At 72.9% G+C, this 23,482-nt stretch carries 21 protein-coding genes; 11 read left to right on the forward strand and 10 right to left on the reverse strand.

Annotation, left to right across the window (positions count from 1 at the left end):
* The first annotated feature begins 127 nt into the window (after positions 1-127).
* Both AB0B90_RS18475 and AB0B90_RS18480 read left to right on the forward strand, forming a co-directional pair.
* Positions 128-1,141 (forward strand): DUF4394 domain-containing protein, encoded by a 1,014-nt coding sequence (locus tag AB0B90_RS18475; RefSeq protein WP_362923607.1) that lies wholly within the window; start codon positions 128-130, stop codon positions 1,139-1,141.
* Between the two features lie 394 nt (positions 1,142-1,535).
* Positions 1,536-2,273: a sulfite exporter TauE/SafE family protein gene (locus AB0B90_RS18480; protein WP_350949702.1), complete on the forward strand. Its 738-nt coding sequence runs from the start codon at positions 1,536-1,538 to the stop codon at positions 2,271-2,273.
* Here AB0B90_RS18480 and AB0B90_RS18485 read toward each other — a convergent pair.
* The 5 genes from AB0B90_RS18485 to AB0B90_RS18505 all read right to left on the reverse strand — a co-directional run bounded on the left by AB0B90_RS18485 (position 2,262) and on the right by AB0B90_RS18505 (position 6,420).
* Positions 2,262-3,032, reverse strand: coding sequence for a glycosyltransferase (locus tag AB0B90_RS18485; protein ID WP_362923609.1), 771 nt, complete (start codon positions 3,030-3,032; stop codon positions 2,262-2,264). The genes AB0B90_RS18480 and AB0B90_RS18485 overlap by 12 nt on opposite strands.
* Positions 3,029-3,664 carry a class I SAM-dependent methyltransferase gene (locus AB0B90_RS18490; protein ID WP_362923611.1) on the reverse strand — a complete coding sequence of 212 codons (636 nt, stop codon included), beginning with the start codon at positions 3,662-3,664 and terminating at the stop codon, positions 3,029-3,031. The genes AB0B90_RS18485 and AB0B90_RS18490 overlap by 4 nt, the downstream gene beginning before the upstream one ends.
* Positions 3,665-3,713: 49 nt before the next feature.
* Positions 3,714-4,481, reverse strand: coding sequence for a PIG-L family deacetylase (locus AB0B90_RS18495; protein WP_350949699.1), 768 nt, complete (start codon positions 4,479-4,481; stop codon positions 3,714-3,716).
* Positions 4,478-5,458, reverse strand: a complete 981-nt coding sequence (locus tag AB0B90_RS18500; protein WP_362923614.1) for an acyl-CoA dehydrogenase — start codon at positions 5,456-5,458, stop codon at positions 4,478-4,480. The genes AB0B90_RS18495 and AB0B90_RS18500 overlap by 4 nt, the downstream gene beginning before the upstream one ends.
* Before the next feature lie 191 nt (positions 5,459-5,649).
* Positions 5,650-6,420: an SDR family oxidoreductase gene (locus AB0B90_RS18505; RefSeq protein ID WP_362923616.1), complete on the reverse strand. Its 771-nt coding sequence runs from the start codon at positions 6,418-6,420 to the stop codon at positions 5,650-5,652.
* 222 nt (positions 6,421-6,642) lie between these two features.
* Here AB0B90_RS18505 and AB0B90_RS18510 point away from each other — a divergent pair, with 222 nt between their 5' ends.
* Complete coding sequence (locus AB0B90_RS18510) at positions 6,643-7,641, forward strand: LacI family DNA-binding transcriptional regulator (protein ID WP_350949696.1); 999 nt, start codon at positions 6,643-6,645, stop codon at positions 7,639-7,641.
* Between the two features lie 15 nt (positions 7,642-7,656).
* Here the strand turns inward: AB0B90_RS18510 and AB0B90_RS18515 are convergent, their stop codons facing one another.
* The gene (locus AB0B90_RS18515; protein WP_362923619.1) at positions 7,657-8,340 is read right to left on the reverse strand and encodes a TioE family transcriptional regulator; all 684 of its coding nucleotides are present in this window, start codon (positions 8,338-8,340) and stop codon (positions 7,657-7,659) included.
* Positions 8,341-8,430: 90 nt separating this feature from the next.
* On the opposite strand from AB0B90_RS18515, the gene AB0B90_RS18520 reads away from it, so the two are divergent.
* The 4 genes from AB0B90_RS18520 to AB0B90_RS18535 all read left to right on the forward strand — a co-directional run bounded on the left by AB0B90_RS18520 (position 8,431) and on the right by AB0B90_RS18535 (position 13,552).
* On the forward strand, positions 8,431-9,606 hold the full coding sequence (locus AB0B90_RS18520) for an erythromycin esterase family protein (protein WP_362923621.1): 1,176 nt from the start codon (positions 8,431-8,433) through the stop codon (positions 9,604-9,606).
* A gap of 225 nt (positions 9,607-9,831) precedes the next feature.
* Positions 9,832-10,452, forward strand: a complete 621-nt coding sequence (locus AB0B90_RS18525) for a helix-turn-helix domain-containing protein (protein ID WP_350949693.1) — start codon at positions 9,832-9,834, stop codon at positions 10,450-10,452.
* Between the two features lie 125 nt (positions 10,453-10,577).
* Positions 10,578-12,113, forward strand: a complete 1,536-nt coding sequence (locus tag AB0B90_RS18530; RefSeq protein WP_362923624.1) for an FAD-dependent monooxygenase — start codon at positions 10,578-10,580, stop codon at positions 12,111-12,113.
* Between the two features lie 146 nt (positions 12,114-12,259).
* Positions 12,260-13,552: a YibE/F family protein gene (locus AB0B90_RS18535; protein ID WP_362923626.1), complete on the forward strand. Its 1,293-nt coding sequence runs from the start codon at positions 12,260-12,262 to the stop codon at positions 13,550-13,552.
* Positions 13,553-13,693: 141 nt separating this feature from the next.
* Here the strand turns inward: AB0B90_RS18535 and AB0B90_RS18540 are convergent, their stop codons facing one another.
* Positions 13,694-14,455, reverse strand: a complete 762-nt coding sequence (locus AB0B90_RS18540) for an NAD(P)H-binding protein (RefSeq protein ID WP_362904246.1) — start codon at positions 14,453-14,455, stop codon at positions 13,694-13,696.
* Between the two features lie 105 nt (positions 14,456-14,560).
* Between AB0B90_RS18540 and AB0B90_RS18545 the strand changes: the two genes are divergently transcribed.
* Positions 14,561-15,454, forward strand: a complete 894-nt coding sequence (locus tag AB0B90_RS18545; RefSeq protein ID WP_362923628.1) for a sigma-70 family RNA polymerase sigma factor — start codon at positions 14,561-14,563, stop codon at positions 15,452-15,454.
* An 87-nt stretch (positions 15,455-15,541) separates the two neighbouring features.
* On the opposite strand, the gene helR is transcribed toward AB0B90_RS18545, so the two are convergent.
* Positions 15,542-17,695: an RNA polymerase recycling motor ATPase HelR gene (gene helR, locus AB0B90_RS18550; protein WP_362923630.1), complete on the reverse strand. Its 2,154-nt coding sequence runs from the start codon at positions 17,693-17,695 to the stop codon at positions 15,542-15,544.
* Between the two features lie 593 nt (positions 17,696-18,288).
* On the opposite strand from helR, the gene AB0B90_RS18555 reads away from it, so the two are divergent.
* From AB0B90_RS18555 to AB0B90_RS18565, 3 genes are all read left to right on the forward strand, one after another.
* Positions 18,289-19,644, forward strand: coding sequence for a serine hydrolase domain-containing protein (locus AB0B90_RS18555; protein ID WP_350949687.1), 1,356 nt, complete (start codon positions 18,289-18,291; stop codon positions 19,642-19,644).
* Between the two features lie 300 nt (positions 19,645-19,944).
* On the forward strand, positions 19,945-20,826 hold the full coding sequence (locus AB0B90_RS18560) for a hypothetical protein (RefSeq protein ID WP_362923632.1): 882 nt from the start codon (positions 19,945-19,947) through the stop codon (positions 20,824-20,826).
* Positions 20,823-21,677 (forward strand): isocitrate lyase/phosphoenolpyruvate mutase family protein, encoded by an 855-nt coding sequence (locus AB0B90_RS18565; RefSeq protein WP_350949685.1) that lies wholly within the window; start codon positions 20,823-20,825, stop codon positions 21,675-21,677. Before AB0B90_RS18560 ends, AB0B90_RS18565 begins: the two co-directional genes overlap by 4 nt.
* Here AB0B90_RS18565 and AB0B90_RS18570 read toward each other — a convergent pair.
* Together AB0B90_RS18570 and AB0B90_RS18575 are read right to left on the reverse strand one after the other, a co-directional pair.
* The gene (locus AB0B90_RS18570) at positions 21,641-22,303 is read right to left on the reverse strand and encodes a response regulator transcription factor (RefSeq protein WP_350949684.1); all 663 of its coding nucleotides are present in this window, start codon (positions 22,301-22,303) and stop codon (positions 21,641-21,643) included. The genes AB0B90_RS18565 and AB0B90_RS18570 overlap by 37 nt on opposite strands.
* The gene (locus AB0B90_RS18575; RefSeq protein ID WP_362923635.1) at positions 22,300-23,427 is read right to left on the reverse strand and encodes a histidine kinase; all 1,128 of its coding nucleotides are present in this window, start codon (positions 23,425-23,427) and stop codon (positions 22,300-22,302) included. Before AB0B90_RS18575 ends, AB0B90_RS18570 begins: the two co-directional genes overlap by 4 nt.
* Positions 23,428-23,482 lie beyond the last annotated feature (55 nt).

Genomic DNA, 23,482 nt, shown 5'->3' on the forward strand with positions numbered 1-23,482 from the left:
ACGCCGGTGGCCGGCCGCGCCTTTCACGTGCGCGTCGTCGCGGTGTGTGATGAAGTCTTCGCGATCTGCGACGACCTGGTCGCCGAACAGGCCGGTGCTCCGGTAGCCGGTCGCGAAGGAGAGGCACATGCGAAGGACACTCCTGGCCGCCGTGGTGGCGCTGAGCACGATGGCGGGCCCTGCGACAGGAGCCGCGACAGGCCCTGTCGCAGGCCGGGCGGCAGACACTGCGGCAGACACCACGGCGGGCGCTGTGAGCGGCGGTGCGCCGGGCGGTGCGCCGGGGACGGCCAGGCGCGGCCTCGACGTCATCGGGCTGACCGCCGACCGGCGCCTGGTGGGGTTCGAGATCCGCTCCCCCGGCCGTACCCGCGACCTCGGCAGGGTCCGCGGGCTCGCCGGTGACACCACCCTGGTCGGCATCGACTACCGGGTGCGCGACGGCAGGCTGTACGGCGTCGGCGACCAGGGCGGCGTCTACACGCTCAGCGGGCGCTCCAGGGCGGTCAAGGTCTCGCAGCTGAGCGTGCCGCTGAGCGGCGCCGACTTCGGTGTCGACTTCGACCCCGCCACCGACCGGCTGCGGGTGATCAGTGACACCGGGCAGAATCTGCGCCACAACCTCGACGATCCGCGGGGCGCTCCGGCGGCGGGACAGAGCGTGGCCGACGATCCGCTGACCCGCCCGCGGCCAGGACCCGAGACCGACGTGCTCACCGCTTCGCAGGCCGGCTCCCCCGGCGGCCCGTTCCTGCCGCCGGCCGTCGCCGCGGTGGCCGCGACCGGCGTCACGGGCGCCGGGTACACCAACAACGACCTCAGCCCGGCCACCGCCACGACGCTCTTCGTCGTGGACACCACGGCCGCCCGGGTGTTGCTGCAGTCCCCGGCCAACACGGGCGTGCTGGTGGCGATCGGCAACCTGCGGGTGGCCGCGACCGGCGCGGCGGGCCTGGACGTGCACAGCTCCCTGCGCAACGGCGTCACCGTCTCCAACAGCGCCTTCGCCGCGCTGAGGGTCGGCGGGCGCTACGGGTTCTACGGCATCAACCTGCTCACCGGCGCCGTCAACTACAACTACGGCCTCTTTCCCGCCGACCGGCAGGTGTTCGACATCGCCATCCGGCCCGACCGTGGCTGACCAGCGCGCGGGGAGGCGCTGAAAGGTGTTCGTCTGACGGCCCACCGCCCCGGCCGTCGGCGAGCGTCACGGTCCGGGCTGCGGGACGCGCCTGAGCACCCCGAACCGCAGGTCCGCGAACTCGTTCGCCGCGGTCAGGGCGCGCCGGGCGGGGAAGGGTTCGCCGCGGCGTCCGCGAAAGGCGAGCAGCCGGACGCGAAGACGGCGGTGACCGCGGCCGGCCCGGCCTCGGGGATGGCCGGCGCTTTGAGCGGGCAGTTCGATCACCGGAGCCGCCCGCACCGCTGTGACCAGTGGATATCTCCCTCGGCGACCCCTTCCGCCGTGTTCGATTGCCACCCGTTGTACGGTCATCTGTGACCTCATATCCCCTTTCCTCCCGTCGGCGAGGCTGATGCCCTCCCTCGACGTCGTCCAGTGGGTGGTCCTGCTGGCCGCCCTGTTCCTGGTGGGCTTCTCCAAGACCGGTGTCTCCGGTACCGGGATGGTGGCGATCGCCCTGTTCGCGCTCGTGCTGCCGACCAAGCAGTCGACGGGCACCCTGTTGCCGCTGCTGCTCGTCGGCGACCTGGTCGCCGTGGCCTCCTACCGGCGGCACGCCGACTGGCCGAGGCTGATCAGGTTGTTCCCATGGGTCGCCCTGGGCGTGGTCGCCGGGGCGGTGGTGGTGCGCTGGGTCGACGACACGCAGATGAGACGGCTCATCGGGGCGATCCTGGTGGTGATCATCGCGGTGCACCTGTGGAACCGGCGCCAGGCGCCGCAGGACTCACTCGCCCACCGTCCCCCGGTGGCCGCCCTGGCGGGCGTCTTCGCGGGTTTCGCCACCATGACGGCGAACGCGGCCGGCCCCATCATGGCCGTCTACCTTCTGGCGGCGGGCCTGCCGATGCTGGGCTTCTTGGGCACCAGCGCCTGGTTCTTCCTGACGATCAACGCCTTCAAGGTGCCCTTCAGCGTCGCGCTGGGCCTCATCACCCCCTCCGGCCTCGTCTTCGCCGCGCTGGGCACCCCGGCGGTCCTGGCCGGGGCCGCGGTCGGGCGCGCGGTCATCAGCCGCATCGACCGCACCCTGTTCGAGTGGCTCACGCTGGGGCTCACGCTGCTGGCCGCGGTACGCCTACTGCTGTGAGACCTGCTGTGAGACGGTGTCGGCTTCGAGCCGGGCGAGGAAGTGGCCGAAGCCGTCCGGCGCCCGCGGGTCGCGGCGTGCCGAGGTCACCACGCTCACCCCGGTGGTGCGCAGGACCCGCCGGCCGGCCGACTCCAGGGCACCGACCAGGGCCCGGTCCTCACCGGTCGCCACCGGGCCGAACCCGCCGACGGCCAGGTAGGCGGCGGCGGTGACGCCGAGGTTGGCGCCGTGCACGTGCGGATGCCACCGCGCGCCGTCGCCTCTCCTGGCGGCGGCGTTCCCGCCGCTCGCCGGCGTCAGGCTCGCCGGCGTCGCGGCGTAGCTCTGGGCGTAGGCCAGGTGGAGGGGCGGCGGGTAGCCGGACCAGTCGGTGACCGTCACGGTGCCGACGACGGCCTCCCAGCCCTGGGCGGCGTGCCTGAGCTGGCGGCTGAGCCAGCAGGGCGGGACCAGGGTGTCGGCGTCGGTGGTGGCGACCCAGACGGTGGCCGGGTCCAGGGCGCGGGTCTGCCGCAACAGCACCCGGGTACCCGCCAGCCGCGCCCGCCCGACGTTGGTCATGGCGCCCTCGACGACGGTCGCACCGGCCCGCGTGGCCAGGAGCGCCGTACGGTCGGTGCAGGTGTCGGCGACGACGATCAGGTGGAACGCCACGCCGGGAACCATGCGCCCGGCCAGCTTCACCGAGGCCAGGCAGGCGGGCAGCAGTTTCTCCTCGTCGCGGGCGGGCACCACGACTCCGACGGCCTGGATCACACAAGTCCCTCGGCCTCGGCCACCGAGCGGGCCCCGGGGCCGGACAGGTAGACCTCGGCGAGGAAATCCGGTTCACGATGGTCGACAAGACGCCTCAGCCCCGCCCGCCCGGCAAGGGCCGCCAGGGCGCGGTGCGCGTCTTCGCCGCCGCGCGGATACTCCGCGACGGGATGCCTCCAGTGCACCGCGAGCAGGGTGCCCCCGGGGCTCAGCGCGCCGACCGCCAGGTCGAGCACCCGCTCCAGGTCCGCGTCGCCGAAGTAGTAGAGCACCTCCGACAGCACGACGAGGTCGAACCTCCCCTCGTCGGTGGGCCACTCCTCGGGCAGGACGCGCCGCTGCACCCGCGTCCCCGGGTGGGCGGCGGTGCGCCGCGAGGCCGCCTCGACCGCGGCGAAGGACAGGTCGCAGGCGAGCAGCCGCTCACAGCGCGGGGCGAGCAGGGCGGTGAACACCCCGATGGAGCAGCCGGCCTCGAAGGCGTCGCGGTAGCGGCGCGCGGGCAGCAGCGCGGCACTGATGGCGTACTTGCGCTCCTCGTACCAGCGGGAGGTGAATCCCCACGGGTCGGGTGAGGCCGAGTACATCTCCTCGAAGTACTGCGGCCCGAGCGTCTTGGGGCGGGACGTCATCGGACACCTCCGGCGTGGGGTCCGGTGGACTGCGGCGGTGGAAGGGATGTCAACGAAAGAGCACCTCGTACTCGCGGGTGAAGTGGGCGACGATGCCGGGGGGCAGCACCGCCTCCAGGCCGGCGGCGCGGGGTTCCAGCTGGCTGGCGAAACAGCCGATGGCCTCCCGTTTGCGCGCCAGGACCGCCGGCGGCAGGCAGATCCGCGACGCCCGCTCCCAGGGCAGCCGCCCGTCGCCGGGCCTGGCCCAGTGCCAGGCCCAGATCGGGTAGAAGTAGGGGCGCAACCCCGCGGCGGCCGCGGCCCTGCCGGCGGCCTCGTGGTCGGAGTGCGCGTCCGCCTCCCACGGGGCCAGGCACACCTGGAAGCCGGCCGAGGCCTCCTTCAGCGCCTGGGTGAGCTCGCCCTCGCGGGCCGCGAGAGCGGTGTCCGGCATGCCCAGCCGCACGATCTCGACGTCGCCGGCGCCCAGGGCCTCCAGCGCGGCCCCGGTCTCCCGCACCCGCCGCGCCGCCAGCGCCGCCGCGTCGGCGATGTCCGGATGGGAGGCCTCGCCGTCGGTGACGGCGACCAGGCGCAGCCGCACGCCCGAGGCCGCCAGCAGCGACAGCAGCCCGCCCACGCCCAGCACCTCGTCGTCGGGGTGGGCGGCGACCACCACCGCGCTGCGCCAGTTGTCGTGGGCGAGCGCCGAAAGCGCGCCGAGTCCCGGCCAGGCGCGCCACTCGGACTCGCGGGTGCCCGGGGCGTCGATGGGATTGGGGGGAAGGTCGTCCCCGGCGTCCCGCTCGGCGCGGTCGGCTCGTTCGGCGCTCACCATCGGGCTCCCTGCTCGGCGACGATCGCTCCCAGCGCGGCGAGGTCGCGTTCGGCGTGATGCTGGCGCAGGTAGACCGTGAGGTCGGCGACCCGGCGCCCGTGCGCGGCGTCGTGGCCGAGCGGCCCGGCGCCCAGCGCCCTGCCCACCCGCCCCATGACGTCGGTGGCCACGGCCTCCACCAGCGCCTTGAGCCGCAGGGAACGCGTTCTTCCCGCGTTCTTGAGGTCGCGTGGGTCGGCGTCGATCTCGTCGGCCGCCTCCTCCAAGGCGGCCTTCGCGGTCCGCAGCGCCACGTCGACCGCGCCCAGGTGGGCCAGGGCGTGCGGGCCGACCTCCCGCTCGGCCGCTGCGGCGAGCAACGCCTCGGCCACGCCTTTGGCCCCTCCGTACCAGCACGCGGCCACACCCGCGCCGCCCTGGTGGAAACCGGGCCTTCTGACATACCCCTCCACCGGCCCCACCGGCTCGCCCGCGACATCGTCGAAGCGGACGTCCAGGGTGTCACTGGCGGCCATTCCCGTCGCCGGCCAGCTGCCCTCCACCGGCCGCAGGTCCTCGGCCGCCACGGCGAACAGCCGGTGGCCGTCCGGAGTCTCGGCGGTCACCAGGGCGTGGGTGCACACCCGCGCTCCCGAGCAGTACCGTTTGGTCCCGCTCAGCCGCCATCCGGTGGCCACCGGACGCGCCGACAGGGACGGGCCGGGAGGCTGCGCGGCCCACACACCCCACCGGCTGCCGGCCGCCGGTGCGGGCCCGGCGAGTTCGGCGAGGATCGCGACGGCGTCGGTGTGCCCCTCGCACAGCCGCGCCAGCGACAGGTCCCGCCGGGCCAGCGCGGCCAGCGCCTCCCAGCGCAGCCTGGTCCGCCCGGCACCGGGCAGCGGAAGCTTCAGCCGTCCCGACTCCACCTCGGCGACGAATCCTCTTTCCACCTCGGCGCGCCAGGCAGCGCCGTCCTGCCGTTCCCCGTCCATGAATCCGGCCCTACCCTGCCGGAAGCGTTCATATCATTCCTGGTGAAAGGGGGTGTTCCGCCTCGGCGCGCTCGACGCCGGATCGCCCTATCGGGGCAGTGGTCGCTGGGCGCCCAGCGGCCGGGTGAGGAGGAGCGTCCCATCACCCGGGATCGGCGTGGGCCCGCACGGCGGCCGCCGTTGGCCGGAAATCATGACTCGGGATCGTGCGCGAGCACCGACCGGCCGCCGTCGACGGGCACGGTCGCGCCGGTGATGAAGCCGGCGTCGTCCGAGAGCAGGTAGACGATCGCGGCCGCGACCTCCGCGGAGCGCGCCACCCGGCCCAGCGGGTGCAACAGCGCCATCTGGCGCTGGATGCGGGCGGCCGCCGCGGGCTGCTGGGAGCCGAGGAAGTGCGCGTAGCGCTCGGTGTCCACCGAACCCGGCGCCACGACGTTGACGCGGATGCCGGACGGCCCGTACTCGACCGCGAGCGCACGGGTCATCCCCTCGACGGCCGCCTTGGCCGTCACGTACGGCAGGCAGCCGGGGACCGCCCGGCGCGCCTGGTGTGAGGAGAGGTTGACGATCGCCCCCGGTGTGCGGGCCGCGAGGAAGCGGCGGATCGCGGTGGCACAGCCGACGACGGCGGCGTCGAGGTTGGCCGCGATGAGCTCCAGCACGCGTGCGGTCGTGGCCGAGTGCAGGGAGGCGTCCCCGAACACGGCGGCGTTGTTGACCCAACCGGCGAGGGGGCCCGCGGCCTGCGCGGCGTCGGCGGCTCGCCGCGCCACGCTCTCGTCGGCCGCGTCGCCGACCACGCCGACCAGGCGTGCGCCGGCGGAATGGCCCTGCGTCCAGGTCAGGGCCGCCGGATCGCGCTCGACGGCGACCACGACGGCGCCCTCGCCGAGCAGGCGCTCGACGACGGCCCTGCCGATGCCTCGGCCCCCTCCCGTCACCACGTACGAACGGCTCATGCCCTCTCCTTTGTTCGTCGATGCGCAGGCTCGCCAAGACCCTCGACATGACGCGGTCGTGCCCTGTGCCATCCGGGCACCGGCCGCGCAGCCGTTTCCCCACCATGAGACGGGGCCTCCGGCGAAAATGTCAAACGCTTCTATCGAAGCACTTCGATCCTTTCCGGCACTTGATACGATTCCTGCCGACGGCGAGAGCACGTCTCGCGGGAGGAGGGGCACGTGGCGGCCAGGACGACCATCTACGACGTCGCCACCGCGGCGGGCGTCAGCATCTCCACCGTCTCGCTCGCCCTCAACTCCCCGGCCCGGGTCAGTCAGGAGACCAGGCGCAAGGTCCTCCAGGCCGCGGACGCGCTCGGCTTCGTGCCCAAGCAGGACGCGATCGCCAAGGCACGGCGAGGTGTGGGGCGCGTCGGCGTCATCGCGCCGTTCACCTCCTATCCGTCGGTCGCCCGGCGCCTGAACGGCATCCTGCGGGCCGTGGGCCACCGTCCCCTGGAAATCGTCCTGTTCGACCAGGAGTCGGCCGCGCAGAGCGCCTCCCCCCTGCTCGCCAGCCTGCCCATCACCGGACGCCTGGACGGGCTCGTCGTCATCAGTCTCACCCTGGACGAGGCGGTGGCCGGCCGCCTGAGCGGCATGCGGCTGCCGACGGTGCTGATCGACGTCCGCCACCCCCGCTTCGACTCCGTGCACACCGACGACGCCGTCGGCGGCCGGCTGGTGGCCGAACACCTGATCAGCCGTGGTCACCGCCGGTTCGGCTTCCTCGGCGAGACGCAGAGATCCGGCCTGTACCTCTCGCCCTCCCAGCAGCGCCTCGCCGGCTACCGCTCGGCCCTGGCCGAAGCGGGCCACCTTCTCCTCGACGGCGACGTGCGGCTGGCCGGACACGGCGTCGCACCGGCCCGCGCCGTCGCCAGGGAGCTGTTGTCGGCGCCGGATCGCCCCTCGGCCGTCTTCGCCGCCGACGACACCCTCGCGGCGGGAACACTGAGGGCCGCCCGCGACCTCGGCCTCACCGTCCCCGAGGACCTGGCGGTGGTCGGCTTCGACGACAGCGACCTGGCCGAGGCCCTGGAACTCACCACCGTGCGCCAGCCCTTGGAGGAGTCCGGCCGTGCCGCGATGGAACTTCTCATCCAACGCCTCGACCGGCCCGGCGCCGTCCGCGAGATGGCGTTGGGGCTGCAGCTGATCCCCCGTGACACGAGCTGACTCTCAAAGCCGCCTTCAGGCGTCGAGGGCCCGCAGGTAGGCGTCCAGTTCGGCGGCGCCCTTGAGCATGGCGCGGCCCCGGGCCGACAGGCGGGCGCGCCAGTCGCGCAACGTCGACTCCAGCGGGGCGACGCCTCCGGCGGAGCGGACCTGGGCGATCAGCGGGGCGATCTGCTCCAGAAGGTAGCCGCCGCGCCGCAGCTGGTGGACCAGCCGGACGTCGCGCACGTCGGCCGGACTGTAGACCCGGTAGCCCGTCCGCGGGTCGCGGCGCGGCTTGACCAGGCCTGCACCCTCCCATTTACGCAAGGTGGCGGGGCGGATGCCGAGCCTCCTGGCCAGGGGGCCGATGAAGGTGTCGCCGCGCTCCGGCGGCACCGGCGCCAGGTCACCCAGCGCGGCCTCGACGGCCTGCAGGGTGCGGCGGTCCTCCAGGAGCTGGCCATGGCTGTCGTCGATGAACCGCAGCGCCTCCTCGGTGGCACCCCGGTTGGCCGCCCGCATGATCGACGTGGCCCGCTGGTGGCCGTGCCCGGGCACCAGGGCGAGGAACGCGCGCAGGGCCTGGGCGTGCAACGGCGTGTAGCTGCGATAGCCGTGGACGCTGCGTCCGGCGGCGGGCAGGATGCCGGCCCCCTCGTAGTTTCTGATCGCCTGGGTGGACAGACCATGCTCGCGCGCCAGGTCCACCGGCCTCATGAATACACCATCGTTTGAAGGTCCGTCGCGACAACAGCGGGTAATTCCCGCAAAAGTTTACACCGAGTGTTCAACGATACCGTTTAAGGCATGGATATCAAGGACACGGCCCGGCCGCTCGACGGCACGGGCGTCTCGGCGTTCCTGCGCTCGCTCGCCGCCCGGCCCCTGCTCCTCGGCCTGGGCGAGGCCAGGCACTTCGTGGGGGAGCTGGGCGAGCTGCGCAACGAGATCTTCCGGCATCTGGCCGAGCACGAGGGATATCGGTCGTTCGCCATCGAGAGCGACTGCCTTAAGGGCCTGGTGGTGGACGACTACGTCACCACGGGCGTGGGCACGCTCGACGACGTCATGGAACGCGGCTTCAGCCACAACTTCGGCGCCTTCGCGGCCAACCGCGAACTCGTGCGCTGGATGCGCGCCCACAACGAGCAGCACGAGGAAAAGCTTCGGTTCTTCGGCTTCGACGGCCCGCTGGAGTACTGGGCCGAGAGCCCGCGCCAGGCGCTCACCGCCCTGTACGCCCTCCTGGAGGGCCCGCTGCCCTGCACCGTGGAAACCCTGGAGGCGCTGCTGGGCCCGGACCGGCGGTGGACGAACGAGGCCACGGTGATGGATCCGTCCCAGTCGATCGGCCAGTCCGCCGACGCCCGGCGGCTGCGGCTGATCGCCGACGACCTGGTGGCGCTGCTCGACATCCAGGCACCCGGGCTGAGCCGGCCCGACAGGGAGCAGGCGGCGCTGTACGGGCGCACCGCCGTCGGCCTGCTGCGCTACCACCACTGGATGGCCGACACCTCCCCGGCCCGGATGGCCAGGCTGTCGGGTCTGCGGGACGCGATGATGGCCGCCAACCTGCGCGCCGTCGCCGAGAGCGGTCCGGCCCTGGTCTTCGCCCACAACCTTCACCTGCATCGCGACAAGAGCCTCATGTCGCTCGGTGACCGGCAACTGGAGTGGTGGAGCGCGGGAGCGATCACCGAGGCGCACCTGGGCGACCGGTACGCCTTCCTGGCCTCGGCCTTCGGCACGTTCGGCGACGACACCCCGCCTCCGGACACCGTCGAGGGCCTGTTGTCCACCCTCCCGTGGGAGCACTCTCTCGTCGACGCCCGCCGCCTGGCCGAGACCCTCACGAAGCCCGTCCCGCGCGTCTCCCACGACTTCGCCTATTTCCCGCTGGACCCGGCCCGGCTCGGCAGGGTCGACGGCGTCGTCTTCCTCAAGCAGACCGTCACGCCGGACGACAGGGAGTGGAAGCGCTGACCCGGCCGCGCCTGATACGCCCCCTCCGTGCCCGGACGCGGTCCACACCGCCGTCACCGGCCACTGTCGTGGATACGGCGGGAGGGTTCGGTGACCTCGGTGACTTTGACGACTGACGCGCCACCGGGGCAGGCCCGGCCGCCCCTTGCCTCACACGAGGCAAGAGGTCATTTTTTGCGTGTCACGCATATTTGCGCGACACGCAACTAGTGCTAGTGTGGCGGTATGACGGGGCTGCGAGAGCGCAAGAAGGCCGAGACGCGGGCGGCGCTCGGCTGGGCCGCGATCCACCTCACCGTGGAGCGCGGCTACGACAACGTCCGCGTCGAGGACATCGCCGAGGCGGCCGGTGTCTCCCCGCGCACCTTCAACAACTACTTCTCCAGCAAGGCCGAGGCGATCGCCTTCCGCCACCTCGACCGCAGCCTGCGCACCGCCGCCGCGCTGCGCGAACGCCCCGCCGACGAGCCGCTGTGGGCCGCGCTCACCGGGGCCGCGCTGGAGCAGTTCACGCCCGGCCCCGAGGTCGAGGCGATGCCCTCCCCCGTACACACCCAGTGGGTGACCGGCGTACGCGCCATGCTCGCCGAGCCCGCGCTGCAGGGCGAGCGACTGCGCGCGGTCGCGGTCGCCGAGGCCGAGCTGGCCGCCGCGGTCGCCGAGCGCACCGGCACCGACCTCGCCACCGACATGTATCCAAGGCTCGTCGCGGCCGCGGCCAGCGCCGCCGTCGCCGTCGCCGTGCGGCACTATCTCGACAGCGCCGCCCCGCCCACCCCGATCGAGCGCCTCATCACCGACGCCTTCACCCAGGTCGCCGCCGGCCTCCCGGCGCCGCCCCGCTAAAGCTCTCACTCCTCGCCCAAGACACCGCCTCACCCACCCCCGCAGCCGCGTCACACCCCGCGGCGGGCCGGCCGCGTGCCGCGCCCGCCGTGGCGATGACGCACGCCCAGCAAAGGAAAACGATCATGATTGATGTCCTCATCGCCGGAGCCGGGCCCAACGGCCTCATGCTCGCCTGCGAACTGGCCCTCGCCGGCGTCCACCCCGTCGTCCTCGAACGCCACGCCGCGCCCACCGGCGAGTCCCGAGCCAACGGCCTGGTCGGGCAGGTCGTCCGCCTGCTCGACCGGCGCGGCCTCTACGCGCGGCTCAGCGGCGAGAGCACTCCGCCCTCCCCCCAGCCGGCCTTCACCTTCGGCGCGTTCCCGCTGGACCTCACGATGCTCGCGGACAACCCGCACTACGTGCTCGGTGTGCCGCAAGCCCGGCTCGAGGCCGCCCTCGCCGCCCGGGCCGCCGAGCTCGGAGTCGACCTGCGTCGCGGCCACGAGGTCGTCGACGTGTGCCAACACCCCGAAGCGGTCGAGGTCCGCCTGGCCGACGGCAGGCGGCTCACCTGCCGTTTCCTCGTCGGCGCCGACGGCGGCCGCAGCACGGTGCGCCGCCTGGCCGGCATCGACTTCCCCGGCGTCACCAACGACCGGTCGATCTCCCGCACCGCCACCGTGACCGTCCCGGACTCCTTCCTCGACCCCGGGACCGGCGGCCTGCGGGTCCCCGGCTACGGTGTCCTCCCGCCGTTCCAGCACACCCGCACCGCGCGCGGCCTCATCGCCTGGGCCCCGTTCCCCGGCCGCCCGGCGATCCTGAGCACGCATGAGTGGCCCGACGCGCCGGCGGGCGAGGAGACCCCGATGAACCTGGCCGAGCTACGCGCCAGCGTCGCCCGGGTGCTCGGCGCAGACGTCCCCATCGGTGCGCCCGACGGGCCCGGCCTGCTGCGGCGGCTGACCGGCGGCAACACCCGTATCGCCGCCCGCTACCGCGCCGGCCGGGTGCTGCTGGTCGGTGACGCCGCGCACGTGCACCCCGCGATGGGCGGCCCCGGCCTCAACCTGGGCCTGCAGGACGCCGCCAACCTGGGATGGAAGCTCGCGGCCACGGTGCGCGGCTGGGCGCCGCAGGGCCTGCTCGACACCTACGAGACCGAACGTCGCCCCGTCGCCGAACGGGTCGTCATGTCCACCCAGGCGCAGGCGGCGCTCATCGGCCCCGGCGAGGAGATCACCGGTCTGCGGGAACTCTTCGCCGAACTGCTGCGCAAGCCCGAGGTGACCGGGCACATCGCGGCGCTGATGTCCGGCGCGGACACCCGCTACCCCGCCGACCCCGCCGACCCGATGGCCGGCCGCTGCGCCCCCGACGTGGTCGTGCACGGTGAGCACGGCCCGAAACGCCTCGCCGAACTGACCCGCGCCGCCCGGCCGCTGCTGCTGGACTCCACGGGCGCCTACGCCGAGGTCACCGCGCCATGGCGAGACCGGGTCGACGTGGTCACCGGCCCACTGCAGGGCACGACAGCGACCGCGTTACTCGTGCGCCCCGACTGCTTCGTCGCCTGGTCCGCCTGGTCCGCCGGGTCCGCCGGGTCCGCCGGGTCCGCCGGGGACACCGCCACGCTGCGCGCCGCGCTCACCCACCACTTCGGCCTTCCACAATGACCCGAAAGCGCCATCCATCAGGATGAACGCGCAGGACACCCACGTTTGCCGCCCTCACCGGTCCTGTTGAGCCGCCGCGGCGCCACGGCCGCCTCCCAGGTGCGGTACTTTCGCCTTTACCGTCCCTGAGGAGAGCTTTTTCGACCATGGGTGCCAACCACTCGCACGGCCCGGCCGCCCCCAGCTCCCGTGGCACGGTGTGGGCGACGCTGGCCGTCATCGTCCCCCTGGCGCTGGCCACGCTGATCGCCCTGATCTGGATGTGGCCCGCGAAGCTCACCTCCAGCGGGCAGCAACCTGCCGGCCTGCAACGGGTGACCGGGACGATCACCGCCATCACCCTCACCCCGTGCCCGCAGGAGCCGCCCGCCGACGGGCAACCCTCCGGCGAGCAGCGGCCGGCCGACCCCGCCACCTGCGGCGACGCCAAGGTCGAGCTGACCAGCGGGCCCGAGGCCGGTCACTTCGTCACCAGCGGCCTTCCCAGCGGGCCCGGTTCGCAGAGGTTCGCCGCGGGCGACGACGTGATCCTGGTCCACACCCCCGGCGGTGACGGTGAGCTGGGCGGTGAGCTGGAGGTGCCGCCGTACCAGATCTCCGACCACGACCGCTCCTCGCCGCTGTGGCTGGCCGGTGCCGCGTTCGCCGCGGCGGTGGTCGCTTTTGGCCGCTGGCGCGGGGTGATGGCGCTGATCGGGCTGGCCGTCACCTTCGTACTGCTCCTGTTGTTCGTCATCCCGGCGATCCTGACCGGGCAGCAGCCGCTGCTGGTCGCCATCGTCGGCGCCGCGGCGATCATGCTCGCGGTGCTCTATCTCACCCACGGCTTCACCGTCCCCACCTCGATGGCCGTGGTCGGCACTCTGGTCAGCCTCAGCCTGACCGGCGTGCTGTCGTACGCGGCCATCGGCCTCGCCCAGCTCAACGGGATCACCGACGAGAGCTCGTTCTACCTGGACGTCAGCTACCGGATCAACACCGAGGGCCTGCTGCTGGCCAGCATCATCATCGGCTCGCTCGGTGTCCTGGACGACGTCACCGTCACCCAGGCCGCCACCGTCACCGAGCTCGCGCACGCCAACCCCGGCTACACCTTCGCCCAGCTGTACCGGGCCGCCGCCCGGGTCGGCCGCGCCCACATCGCCTCGGTGATCAACACGATCATCCTCGCCTACGCCGGAGCCTCCCTGCCGCTGCTGCTGCTGGTCAGCGTCGGCGACCAGCCCATCGGCGAGGTGGTGACCAACCCGGTCATCGCCACCGAGATCGTCCGCAGCGTGGTGGGCACCCTGGGACTCATCGCGGCCGTCCCGATCACCACGGCCCTGGCCGCGCTGGCCAGCGCCCGCAAGGCCGCCCCCGAGCACCGGCCACCCCCGGCGGCGCGCCACCGCCGCCGGACGGAGGATCCCCTCACCGGCTCGATCCCCCCCCCTTAGGCGACCCGGTCACCGCAGCCGCCCCTTGCACGCCGGCCGCCCCGAGGCGGCCGGCGTGCAAGGAACGACCGGCAGGGCGGGCGGCATGGAGCCGGACGTCCCCAAAGCCGCGCGCGTGTCACGGACGAAGACGCCGGCGCGCTAGCGCACCCGCTCCGCCAGGAACTCCTCCCAGGTCCGCCTGCCCACATCGGCCCCGTCCAGCGACAGGTTCTCCCCGGCCCGGTAGGCCTTGCCGGCCTTTCCCGGCATCCGCACCGGCATCATCATCCGGCGCTTGCCGCGCGCCCGCAGGTAGCCGCCGACCAGTTCCCCCATCCCGTACACCGCAGGTCCCGCGAGGTCGGGGACCAGGCCGGCCGGCCGCCCCAGCGTCAGCTGCACCAGCCGGGCCGCCACCTCACGCGAGTCGACCGGCTGGAAGCGCAGCCCGCCCGGGACCGGGACCACCGGCATCCTGCCCATCATCTCCGCGATCTTCAGGACGAGGTCGTGGAACTGGGCCGCGCGCAGCATCGTCCACGGAATACCGGAGTCCGTCACCGCCCGCTCCGCCTCCAGCTGGGTCTTGAACCAGCTCAGCGGCATCGTGTTCGCCCCGATCACCGAGATGTACACGATGTGCCGCACACCGGCCTTCGAGGCGGCGCCCACCAGGTTCCACGTCGCCTTGTCGTCGCCCTTGCTGCCGCCCGCCAGGTGCAGGACGGTCTCGACGCCCTTCACCGCGGGCTCGATCCCCTCGCCCTTGAGCAGGTCGGCGGAGAAGTGCTCGACGCCGTCGCCGGGCCCGTGATCACGGCGGCTCAGGGTCCGTACCTCGCGACCGGCCTCCCGTAAAAGGGGGACGACGTGGCCGCCGAGCGTGCCCGTGCCTCCGGTGACCAGGATGGGTGCCGTCATGGCTTCTCCAGTGTTCGTTCGGCCGGGAGTCGACCTCCCGGTACTTTCGGCTGGTGTTTTTCGGATGTACTGCTATGACCCCCGGCGGCGAAGGAATGTGACACGGTGGACGAACGCGAATGGCTGGCAGGGCGTTTCGAGGAGCATCGGCCTCGTCTGCGGTCGGTGGGCTACCGGATGCTCGGCTCGCTCAGTGAGGCCGACGACGCCGTGCAGGAGGCCTGGCTGCGCGTCAGCCGCGCGGGAGCCGGCGACGTGGACAACCTCGGCGGGTGGCTGACCACGGTGGTGGCGAGGGTGTGCCTGAACATGCTGCGTGCGCGCGAGCATCGGCGTGAGGACCCCATCGACGCGCAGGTGACCGGCACGCTCATCGGCCGGCAGGAGGCCGGGACCGACCCTGAACGGGAGGTGCTGATGGCCGACTCGGTCGGGGTGGCGCTGCTGGTGGTGCTCGACACGCTGGCACCGGCCGAACGTCTCGCCTTCGTGCTGCACGACATGTTCGCCGTGCCGTTCGAGGAGATCGCCCCGATGCTCGAGCGGTCGCCGGCCGCGACCAGGCAGCTCGCGAGCCGCGCCCGCCGCCGGGTCAAAGGGGCACCCGCGGCCCCCGACGCCGACCTGACCCGCCGGCGCCGGGTCGTCGACGCCTTTCTGGCCGCCACGCGCGCAGGGGACTTCGAGGCGCTGGTCGCCCTGCTCCATCCCGACGTGGTGCTCCGGGCCGACGCAGCGGTCATCCCCACCCCCGAGCCCTTCGTGGTCCGCGGCTCCCGTTCCGTGGCCGAGGGCGCGATGGCCGCGATGGAACGGGCCTGGTTCACCGGACCCGCCCTGCTCGACGGGGCGATCGGGCTCGCGATGGCCCCCTACGGTCACCTGCGCCTGGTGCTCGGCTTCACGATCACCGAGGACGGGATCACCGAGATCGACGTGATCGCGGAGCCGGACCGCCTTCGCCGGATCGACCTCGCCGTACCCGGGCCCGACGCCTGACCTTCGCCGGCCTGCGCGCCGGACGCGGCGGCGGACACGGCCGGGGTGCGGGGGATCCCCCGCACCCCGGCCGGACAGGGCGGGCGATCAGGGTGTTGACAGGATGACGAGCCGCTGGGTCGCCCGGGTCATCGCGACATAGCGGTCGACCGCTCCTTCGACACCCGTGCCGAACGTCTCCGGATCGACGAGGACGACCAGGTCGAACTCCAGCCCCTTGGACAACTCCGGGGTCAGCGACCGAACCCGAGAGGTCGCCTGGAACGTGGGGTCACCGATGACACAGGCGATGCCCTCGGCATGCTCGGCGAGCCAGGTCTCAAGGACCGAGCCCAGCTCCGAGACCAATCCGTGGACGACGGGGACGGCACCGCCGCGGATGGAGGTCGGCACGTTGGCGTCCGGGAGCACGGCCCGGATGACCGGCTCGGCCTCCGCCATGATCTCCTTCGGCGTCCGGTAGTTGATGCTCAGGGAGGCCAGGGTGATCCGGTCGAGCCCGACACGCTCAAGCCGTTCGCTCCACGACTCGGTGAAACCGCCCCTGGACTGGGCACGGTCCCCGACGATGGTGAAGCTCCGCGACGGGCAGCGCAGCAGCAACATCTGCCACTGCGCGTCGGTGAGTTCCTGGGCCTCGTCCACGACGATGTGCGCGAACGGGCCGGCGAGCAGGTCGGGTTCGAAGGTGGGCAGCTCGGACTCGTCGATCAGATTTCGCTGCAGGTCCGCGCGGCGCAACTGCGTCACGAGCCCTTCACCGTCGTCGTCGGCCTCGATCAGGTTGTCGACGACCTGGGCCATCCGCTCGCGCTGGGCGGCGAGAGCGGCTTCCTGCCGGCGCCTGCGTCGTGACGTCTCCGGGTCGCCGAGACGTTGTCGCGCCGCGTCCAGGAACGGCAGGTCCGACACCGTCCATGCCTGGGCGTCGGCGCGCTGCAGTCGCCGGACGTCCTCAGGGTCGAGCCAGGGAGCGCACATCCGCAGGTAGGCCGGCACCGACCACAGGTCTCCGACGAGGTCGGCCGCCTCCAGCAGCGGCCACGCGCGGTTGAAGGTGGTGAGCAGTTCCTCGTCTCGCAGCAGCGATCTGCGCAGCAGGTCGGCCGAGACCTCGTCGTCGTGCTTGTCGATCAGGATCCTGAGCAGTTCCTCCCAGATCTGGTCGCGTGCCTCGTTGTGCGAGGTGCCGGGTTCGGCCGCCCCGAACGCCTCGGCCCAATCGTCGGGGCCCAGCCAGATGTCGGACCAGTGGGTCGTGACCGTCATCCCCTTGGCGGGCGGGTTCTCGTAGAACCTGACGGCCGGCTCGATCGCCTTCAGCAGGTCCGCCGACGCCTTCAGGCGGGCCACCCGCGGGTCGGTCTCGACCGTCGCGCCGGCTCCCTCGGCGACGAGGTCTCGCAGGGTGCAGGTGCGCACGCCCTCCTCTCCGAGGCTGGGCAGGACGTCGGCGACGTAGGCCAGATAGGGCTGGTGCGGGCCGACGAACAACACACCGCCCCGGTGGTGGCCGAGACGGGGATCGGAGTAGAGCAGGTAGGCGGAGCGGTGCAGGGCGACGACGGTCTTGCCCGTCCCCGGACCGCCGTCGACGACGAGAGCCCCGCGAGATCCCGCGCGGATGATGGCGTCCTGGTCGGCCTGGATGGTGCCGAGCACGTCTCGCATCCGGGCCGACCGGTCACCGCCCAGGCTGGCGATGAAGGCGGACTGGTCGTCAAGGGCCGCGTGGTGTCCTTCGAATCCCTCCGGGGTGAACACCTCGTCCCAGTAGTCGCTGATCCGGCCGCGACTCCAGCGGTACCTGCGGCGGCTCGCGAGCCCCATCGGGTTGGCGTGGGTCGCTCCGAAGAACGGCTCGGCCGCCGGAGAGCGCCAGTCGAGCAGCAGGCGGCGGCCCGCGCTGTCGGTGAGGCCGAGCCGTCCGATGTACACGGGCTCGGAATCGTCCGCGCCGACCATGTGGCCAAGACACAGGTCCAGGCCGAAGCGACGCAGGGTGCGCAGGCGAGCCGACAGCCGGTGGATCTCCAGGTCCCGGTCCAGCGCCTGCCGGCCTTTGCCGCCGGGCGCCCTGCGTTCGGTGTCGAGGCGGCCGGACAGGTCGGCGATCGTGTGCTCAAGGCTTTGCGCGATGGCCACGAAGTGCCGTTCGTCGCCGGCGATCAGCGCCGGGTCGGCCTTGGCGGCGAGATGAGCGGGAAGGTCGAACGCGCTGCTGGTCAGCGGATTCGTCACCGGGTTCACGTCCTCGGCTCCGATCCGAGGTGGACGAGAGGCCTTCCCGGCCCCCTCATACGTCGGCGGCAACACACTCACTTCGCATCCCCCGTTTCCGCAACTTCCGGCTTCGGCCGACGATTCTGCGGCATGACCCGGGTCTTGTGGCAAGCCCCCCGGTGCGCTATACGTTAAGAGTGGAAAGGTGTGGATACTTCCCTTTCCTTGTCGTCCGCCGTGGACGGACGAGACCCTCGCGAAGCGGCGCTCCGCCTCCCCCGCAGCAGCGGCGATGTTCCAACGCGGAATCACCCGGATTGGCGAGATAGAGGGTTTCCCGGACGCCTGCTCGGGGCGGCGCCCCGGTGCCCAGGCCGAAAGTTCGGCACGCGCATCCGCTCGGACCGCCCGCTCGGCGTGCGCCGCCTTCTCGGCCGGTCACACCGCCGGCTTCGTCGCATTCGCCGTCGTACGGAGGCGAAAGCCCAGATGCTGTGGAGCCGCTGATCGCCCGTCGCGCCGAGCCGTCGGCGATGCCCTCCCGGTTCGGGCGGCACTAACCTGGGGGCACTTTTTCGCGTTGGGTTTCGTGTCGGGTGAGGAGCCATCTGATGTCGCCGGTTCTGGAGAGTACGGCTCGCGCGCTGCTGCGCAGGATCGCGGTCGAGCAGTCCCAGGGACGCCTGCCCTCGCTGACCGCCGCCGTGGTGCGTGACGGGGAGCTCGCCTGGTTCGGCGCGCGCGGCCGGGTGGATGGGGCCGCCCCCACCCCGGGCACCCAGTACCGCATCGGCTCGATCACCAAGAGCCTGGTCGCCGTCGTGGTGATGCGCCTGCGCGACGAGGGGAAGGTCGGCCTGCTCGACCCGGTCACCAAGCACCTTCCCGACCTGCGGGTCGGTGAGATGACCGTCGCCCAGCTGCTGTCGCACACCTCGGGGCTGAGCGCCGAGTCCCCCGGCCAGTGGTGGGAGCGGACCGAGGGCGTGCCGGCCGCCGACCTCGTCGCCGCGCTCGGGCCCGAGGCGGCCAGGCACCGGCCGGGACGCCGCTACCACTACTCCAACGTGGGCTTCGCCCTGCTGGGCGAGCTGGTCGCCCGCCACCGCGGCGTGAACTGGGCACAGGCCGTGCACGAGGAGATCCTGCTGCCCCTGGGCATGCGCGACACCACGCCCCGGCCACGCGCACCCCACGCCACCGGCTACGCCGTGCACCCCTGGGCGGACGTCCTGCTGCCGGAACCCGAACACGACGCGGTCGCCATGGCCCCGGCCGGGCAGCTGTGGTCCACCCCCGCCGACCTCGCCCGGTGGGCGGCGTTCGTCGCCGGAGACACCGGGGACGTGCTCGCCCCGGACACCGTGGCGGAGATGCGCGAGCCGGCGATCGTCGACGACGGCGACGCCTGGACGGGCGGATACGGCCTGGGCCTGCAACTGGCCCGGGCGGGCGGCCGCCGCCTGGCCGGTCACACCGGCTCCATGCCGGGCTTTTTGGCCACGGTGTGGGCCGACCCCGCCGACAAGGTCGGCGTGCTGTTCACCGCCAACTCCACCGCGGGCGTCGGCCGCACCCTGCTGAGCGACCTGCTGGCCATCCTCGACCAGCACGAGCCGCGCCTGCCCGACGAATGGCAGCCCGTCGCCGACACCGCAGGTCTGCTGGAGCTCACCGGTCCGTGGTACTGGGGGCCCAGCGCGTACGCGCTGCGGCTGTTGCCCGAGGGCGGTCTCTCCCTCAACCCGATCGGCGGCGCGGGACGGGCCTCGCGGTTCACCGCCCAGGACGACGGGACCTGGCTCGGGCTGGACGGCTACTACGCGGGCGAGACCCTCCGCGTGGTCCGCAGGCCCGACGGCTCCCTCAGCCACCTGGACCTCAACACCTTCGTCTTCACCCGTACCCCCTACGACCCGCAGGCGGAGGTGCCCGGCGGGGTGGACGAGGACGGCTGGCGCGGCTGAGCGGCGAGCGCCGTGGCCGGGACCACGACCTCGGTGTGCGCGGCCTCCACACAGCAGCCGCCCCCGGTCATCGCCGACTTCGCCTCGGGTGAGTGGACGCGGGTGAGTGGACGCGGGTGAGTGGACGCGGGTGAGTGGACGCGGGTGAGTGGACGCGGGTGAGTGGACGCGGGTGAGTGGACGCGGACGTTTCGGCAGGTGCCGAAACGTCCGGCGTCTAACCTTCTGAAGATCACCGAGTCCCGCGCCTTCTCCTTCGCCCACCGACCGAGAGGGGAGGCGCCCACTCAAGGAGAACCGATGACGTCCGACCCGCTGGTCGTGAGCCGTCCCGCCGAGATACGGGCCGTGCTGGCCGACTCCCGTTTCACCGTCGACCCCGTACCGCGCCCGCCGTTCGCGTTGACCGTGGCGTGGCTGCGCGGAGCGGTCGGCCGCTTCACCGAGGGGTCCATGCACGCCGAGCGCCGGGCCGCGGGGGTGGCGGTACTGGCCGAGCTGGACCCGGGCGCGTTGCGCGCCGAGGCGTTCCGGCTGGCCTCGTGGGACATCGCCCCTGCCCCCTGTCCCCCGGAACAGGTTCCGGTGCTGGTCCTCGCCATCGCGCTGGGCGTACGCGCCGAGGACGGGCCGAGTGCCGTGCGGGCCGTCGCGGCGATCGCCCCGGCCTACCTGCCCGGCGTCGGGGCCGGGCCTGGCGAGGAGAAGAGCAGGGACGTGGCCGACCAAGGGCTGGTGGAGCTCTCGCGCCTGCTGGGTGACCCGTCTTCCGAGCGGCTGGCCGTGCTGGCGGGACTGCTCGCCCAGGCATACGCTCCCACCGTCGCCCTGGTCCGCGGAGCCCTGGCCGCCGCAGCGACACGGTTTCCGGCGGGAGGGGGAACCACTCCCGCGAAGTCGCGCCCGGCCGAGGCGTGGTCGGTGGAGGAACTGCTGGACGAGACACTGCGCCACGATCCTCCGGTCCGGACGCTGCGCCGCAGGACGCCCGGCGACGGGAGGATCGTGGTGCTCGACGTCACGGAGGCCGGCCGGGATCCGCAGGCACTCCCTGACCGGGACCTCCCGCGCGCGGGAGGCGAAGCGGAGTACCTGACGTTCGGGGCGGGGCCGCGTGCCTGCCCGGGCAGGCACGTCGCGCTGGCACTGGCGGCCGGGACGATCGAGGCGGCGACCCGATGACGTTCGCGCGCTTCAGGGCGCTGCACCACGCGGACGAGCCGCTGCTGCTTCCCTGCGCGTGGGACCACGCCTCCGCGGCGGCCCTGGCACAGGCGGGGTTCGCCGCGATCGGGACGACGAGCCTGGGGGTGGCCGCCGCGGCGGGCAAGCCCGACGCCGGGCGGGCGACGCGGGAGGAGACACTGCGGCTGGCACGGACGATAACGAGACTGGGCGTCCCGGTGACGGTGGACATCGAGGCGGGCTTCGCCGAGGCGCCCGAGCGGGTCGCCGACCTGGTGGCGGAGCTGGCCGGACTGGGAGTGGCGGGGATCAACCTCGAAGACGGGCGCGGTGACCGCCTGGCCGGCCTTTCTGCGCAGGCCGAACTGGTCGCGGTGGTCAAGAGCCGGGTTCCCGAGGTGTTCCTCAACGCCCGTACCGACGCGTTCTGGCTGAACCTGCCCGATGCCCCGGCTCTGGCGCTGGAAAGGACCCGCGCCTACCGCGAGGCGGGGGCCGACGGGGTCTTCGTACCGGGCGCGAGTGCCGAGCGGGACATCGAGGCGCTGGTGGCCGGGGCCGGGGCACCGCTGAACGTGCTCGTCTCCCCCGGCGTGCCGATGCGACGGCTCGCCGAACTGGGGGTGGCCCGCGTCAGCTACGGGTCGCTGCTGTTTCGGGCGGCGTTGCGCACGGCCGTCACCACGGCGCTGGCGGTGGCCCGGGGCGAACCGGTCACCGGCGAGGTGCCGTCCTACGAGCAGGTCGAGGCGCTGCACCGGTACGGCCCGCGCGCCGGCGACGGCACGCGCGCGACGAGCGATCGCGAAGGTCAGGAGTCGTGTGGGACCACCAGGCCCGATTCGTAGGCGAGGACCACGAGTTGGGCGCGGTCGCGGGCATGAAGCTTGGTCATGGCCCGGTTGATGTGGGTTTTCGCGGTCAACGAGCTGATCACCATACGGTCGGCGATCTCGTCGTTGGACAGACCCCGCGCGACCAGGGCGACGGCCTCGCGTTCACGGTTGGTGAGCTCTTTCAGACCGGTGCCGGCGCCGGGCCGGGGCGACTGGGCGATGTACCGGTTGATGAGCCTGCGGGTGATCGAGGGGGCGAGCAGCGCGTCGCCCCGGGCGGCGACGCGTACCGCGTGCAGGAAGTCCTCGGGCACGATGTCCTTGACGAGGAATCCGGCCGCGCCGGCGCGTAGCGCGTTGAAGACGTGTTCGTCCAGGCCGTAGTTGGTCAGGATGACGACATGCACCCCGGCCAGGGCCGGGTCCGCGGCGATGAGCCGGGTCGCCTCGATGCCGTCGACGACCGGCATCTGGATGTCGACGAGAGCGACGTCGGGCAGGTGTTCCCTGGCCAGGGCGAGCCCCTGCCTGCCGTCGGCGGCCTCGGCCACCACCTCGATGTCGTCCTCGAGGTCGAGGAGCGCGCGAAATCCGCTGCGGACGAGCGGCTGGTCGTCGACGAGCAGGACCCGGATCACGACGTCCGCTCCACGGGAAGTTCGGCCTGGACGGTGAACCCGCCCTCCTCGCGCGGTGCCGCCCGCAGGTGCCCGCCGAGGGCGGTGACCCGTTCGCGCATCCCGAGCAGACCGACACCGGGCACCGGGGCCGCGTCCGACCTGGCCTTGCCGTCGTCGTCGACGCGTATCGCGAGGGTGTCGGGACGGTAGTCGATCCGGACCGACGCCGTCGCGGCGGCGGCGTGACGTGCGATGTTGGTCAACGACTCCTGAACGATCCGGTAGACGGTCCGCTCCACCGCGGCCGGCACGTCGTGTCGTCGCCCCTCGATCGTCAGCGTCGCCTCCAAACCGCCGGTCCGGGCCCGTTCCACCAGTTCGGCGACATGGTCGAGGCCGCGCGGCGGGGTCGGATCCTCCTCGCGCAGCGCCTCCAGGGTCGCCCGCAGTTCCCGGGTCGCCTCGCGACCGGCCTCCCGGATCGCCAGCAGGGCCTCCGGCACCTGCTCACCACGCTTGCGGGCCACATGGACGGCGACCTCGGACTGCACCTTGATGATCGAGATCTGGTGGGTGAGCGAATCGTGCAACTCCCGCGCGATGTGCAGCCGCTCCTCGTCGGCGCGGCGCCGCGCGGTCTCCTCCCGGGTGCGCTCGGCCTCGTCCGCCCGCCGCTCGGCCTGCCGCAGCGCCTCCCCCGCGGCGCCGGCCGCGATCAGCCAGGCCAGCTCAAGGGCACCTCGGGCCTGCGCGAACGCCTCACCCGTGTCGTGCGACCCCGCGGCCAGGGCCGCGAGCGGAAGAAGGGCCAGCATGATCACGCTCGCCGCCACCGTGAAGACGCGGTGCCCCGCCCGCACGGCCGCGTACACCGCGAACAGGTACGCGACGGCGGGCACGTCGAAACCGGCCGCCTGGTAACCCACCGCGCACAGCCCGGTGACGGCCAGGACGACGAGTGGAGCACGACGGCGCGCGACCAGCACCAGGCCGCCGGCCGCCAGCAGCGCGTAGCCGAGCAGCTCCAGGTGGGGGGTGGAGTGCCGCCCGGACAGCCCGGTGACCAGCAGTGTCGCCGCCACGCCGACGGCGATCACCCAGTCTGTGGCATTCGCCCGCACGCCGGACCGTCCTGTCCCCATGGGGGGACCTTAGCCGGATGTCCTCGCGGGCGACTCCTGCGCGCGGACCAGTCTC

It is taken from the genome of Streptosporangium sp. NPDC049078 (assembly GCF_040648855.1).
Lineage (GTDB): Bacteria > Actinomycetota > Actinomycetes > Streptosporangiales > Streptosporangiaceae > Streptosporangium.

Bases quoted from the DNA above. Each gene is read 5' to 3' on its own strand.
- AB0B90_RS18540 (WP_362904246.1), bottom strand. From the start codon at position 14,455: ATGACGGCACCCATCCTGGTCACCGGAGGCACGGGCACGCTCGGCGGC.
- AB0B90_RS18535 (WP_362923626.1), top strand. From the start codon at position 12,260: ATGGGTGCCAACCACTCGCACGGCCCGGCCGCCCCCAGCTCCCGTGGC.
- AB0B90_RS18525 (WP_350949693.1), top strand. From the start codon at position 9,832: ATGACGGGGCTGCGAGAGCGCAAGAAGGCCGAGACGCGGGCGGCGCTC.
- AB0B90_RS18500 (WP_362923614.1), bottom strand. From the start codon at position 5,458: ATGGACGGGGAACGGCAGGACGGCGCTGCCTGGCGCGCCGAGGTGGAA.
- AB0B90_RS18475 (WP_362923607.1), top strand. From the start codon at position 128: ATGCGAAGGACACTCCTGGCCGCCGTGGTGGCGCTGAGCACGATGGCG.
- AB0B90_RS18530 (WP_362923624.1), top strand. From the start codon at position 10,578: ATGATTGATGTCCTCATCGCCGGAGCCGGGCCCAACGGCCTCATGCTC.
- AB0B90_RS18490 (WP_362923611.1), bottom strand. From the start codon at position 3,664: ATGACGTCCCGCCCCAAGACGCTCGGGCCGCAGTACTTCGAGGAGATG.
- AB0B90_RS18505 (WP_362923616.1), bottom strand. From the start codon at position 6,420: ATGAGCCGTTCGTACGTGGTGACGGGAGGGGGCCGAGGCATCGGCAGG.
- AB0B90_RS18560 (WP_362923632.1), top strand. From the start codon at position 19,945: ATGACGTCCGACCCGCTGGTCGTGAGCCGTCCCGCCGAGATACGGGCC.
- AB0B90_RS18520 (WP_362923621.1), top strand. From the start codon at position 8,431: ATGGATATCAAGGACACGGCCCGGCCGCTCGACGGCACGGGCGTCTCG.
- AB0B90_RS18480 (WP_350949702.1), top strand. From the start codon at position 1,536: ATGCCCTCCCTCGACGTCGTCCAGTGGGTGGTCCTGCTGGCCGCCCTG.
- AB0B90_RS18515 (WP_362923619.1), bottom strand. From the start codon at position 8,340: ATGAGGCCGGTGGACCTGGCGCGCGAGCATGGTCTGTCCACCCAGGCG.
- AB0B90_RS18555 (WP_350949687.1), top strand. From the start codon at position 18,289: ATGTCGCCGGTTCTGGAGAGTACGGCTCGCGCGCTGCTGCGCAGGATC.
- AB0B90_RS18575 (WP_362923635.1), bottom strand. From the start codon at position 23,427: ATGGGGACAGGACGGTCCGGCGTGCGGGCGAATGCCACAGACTGGGTG.
- AB0B90_RS18565 (WP_350949685.1), top strand. From the start codon at position 20,823: ATGACGTTCGCGCGCTTCAGGGCGCTGCACCACGCGGACGAGCCGCTG.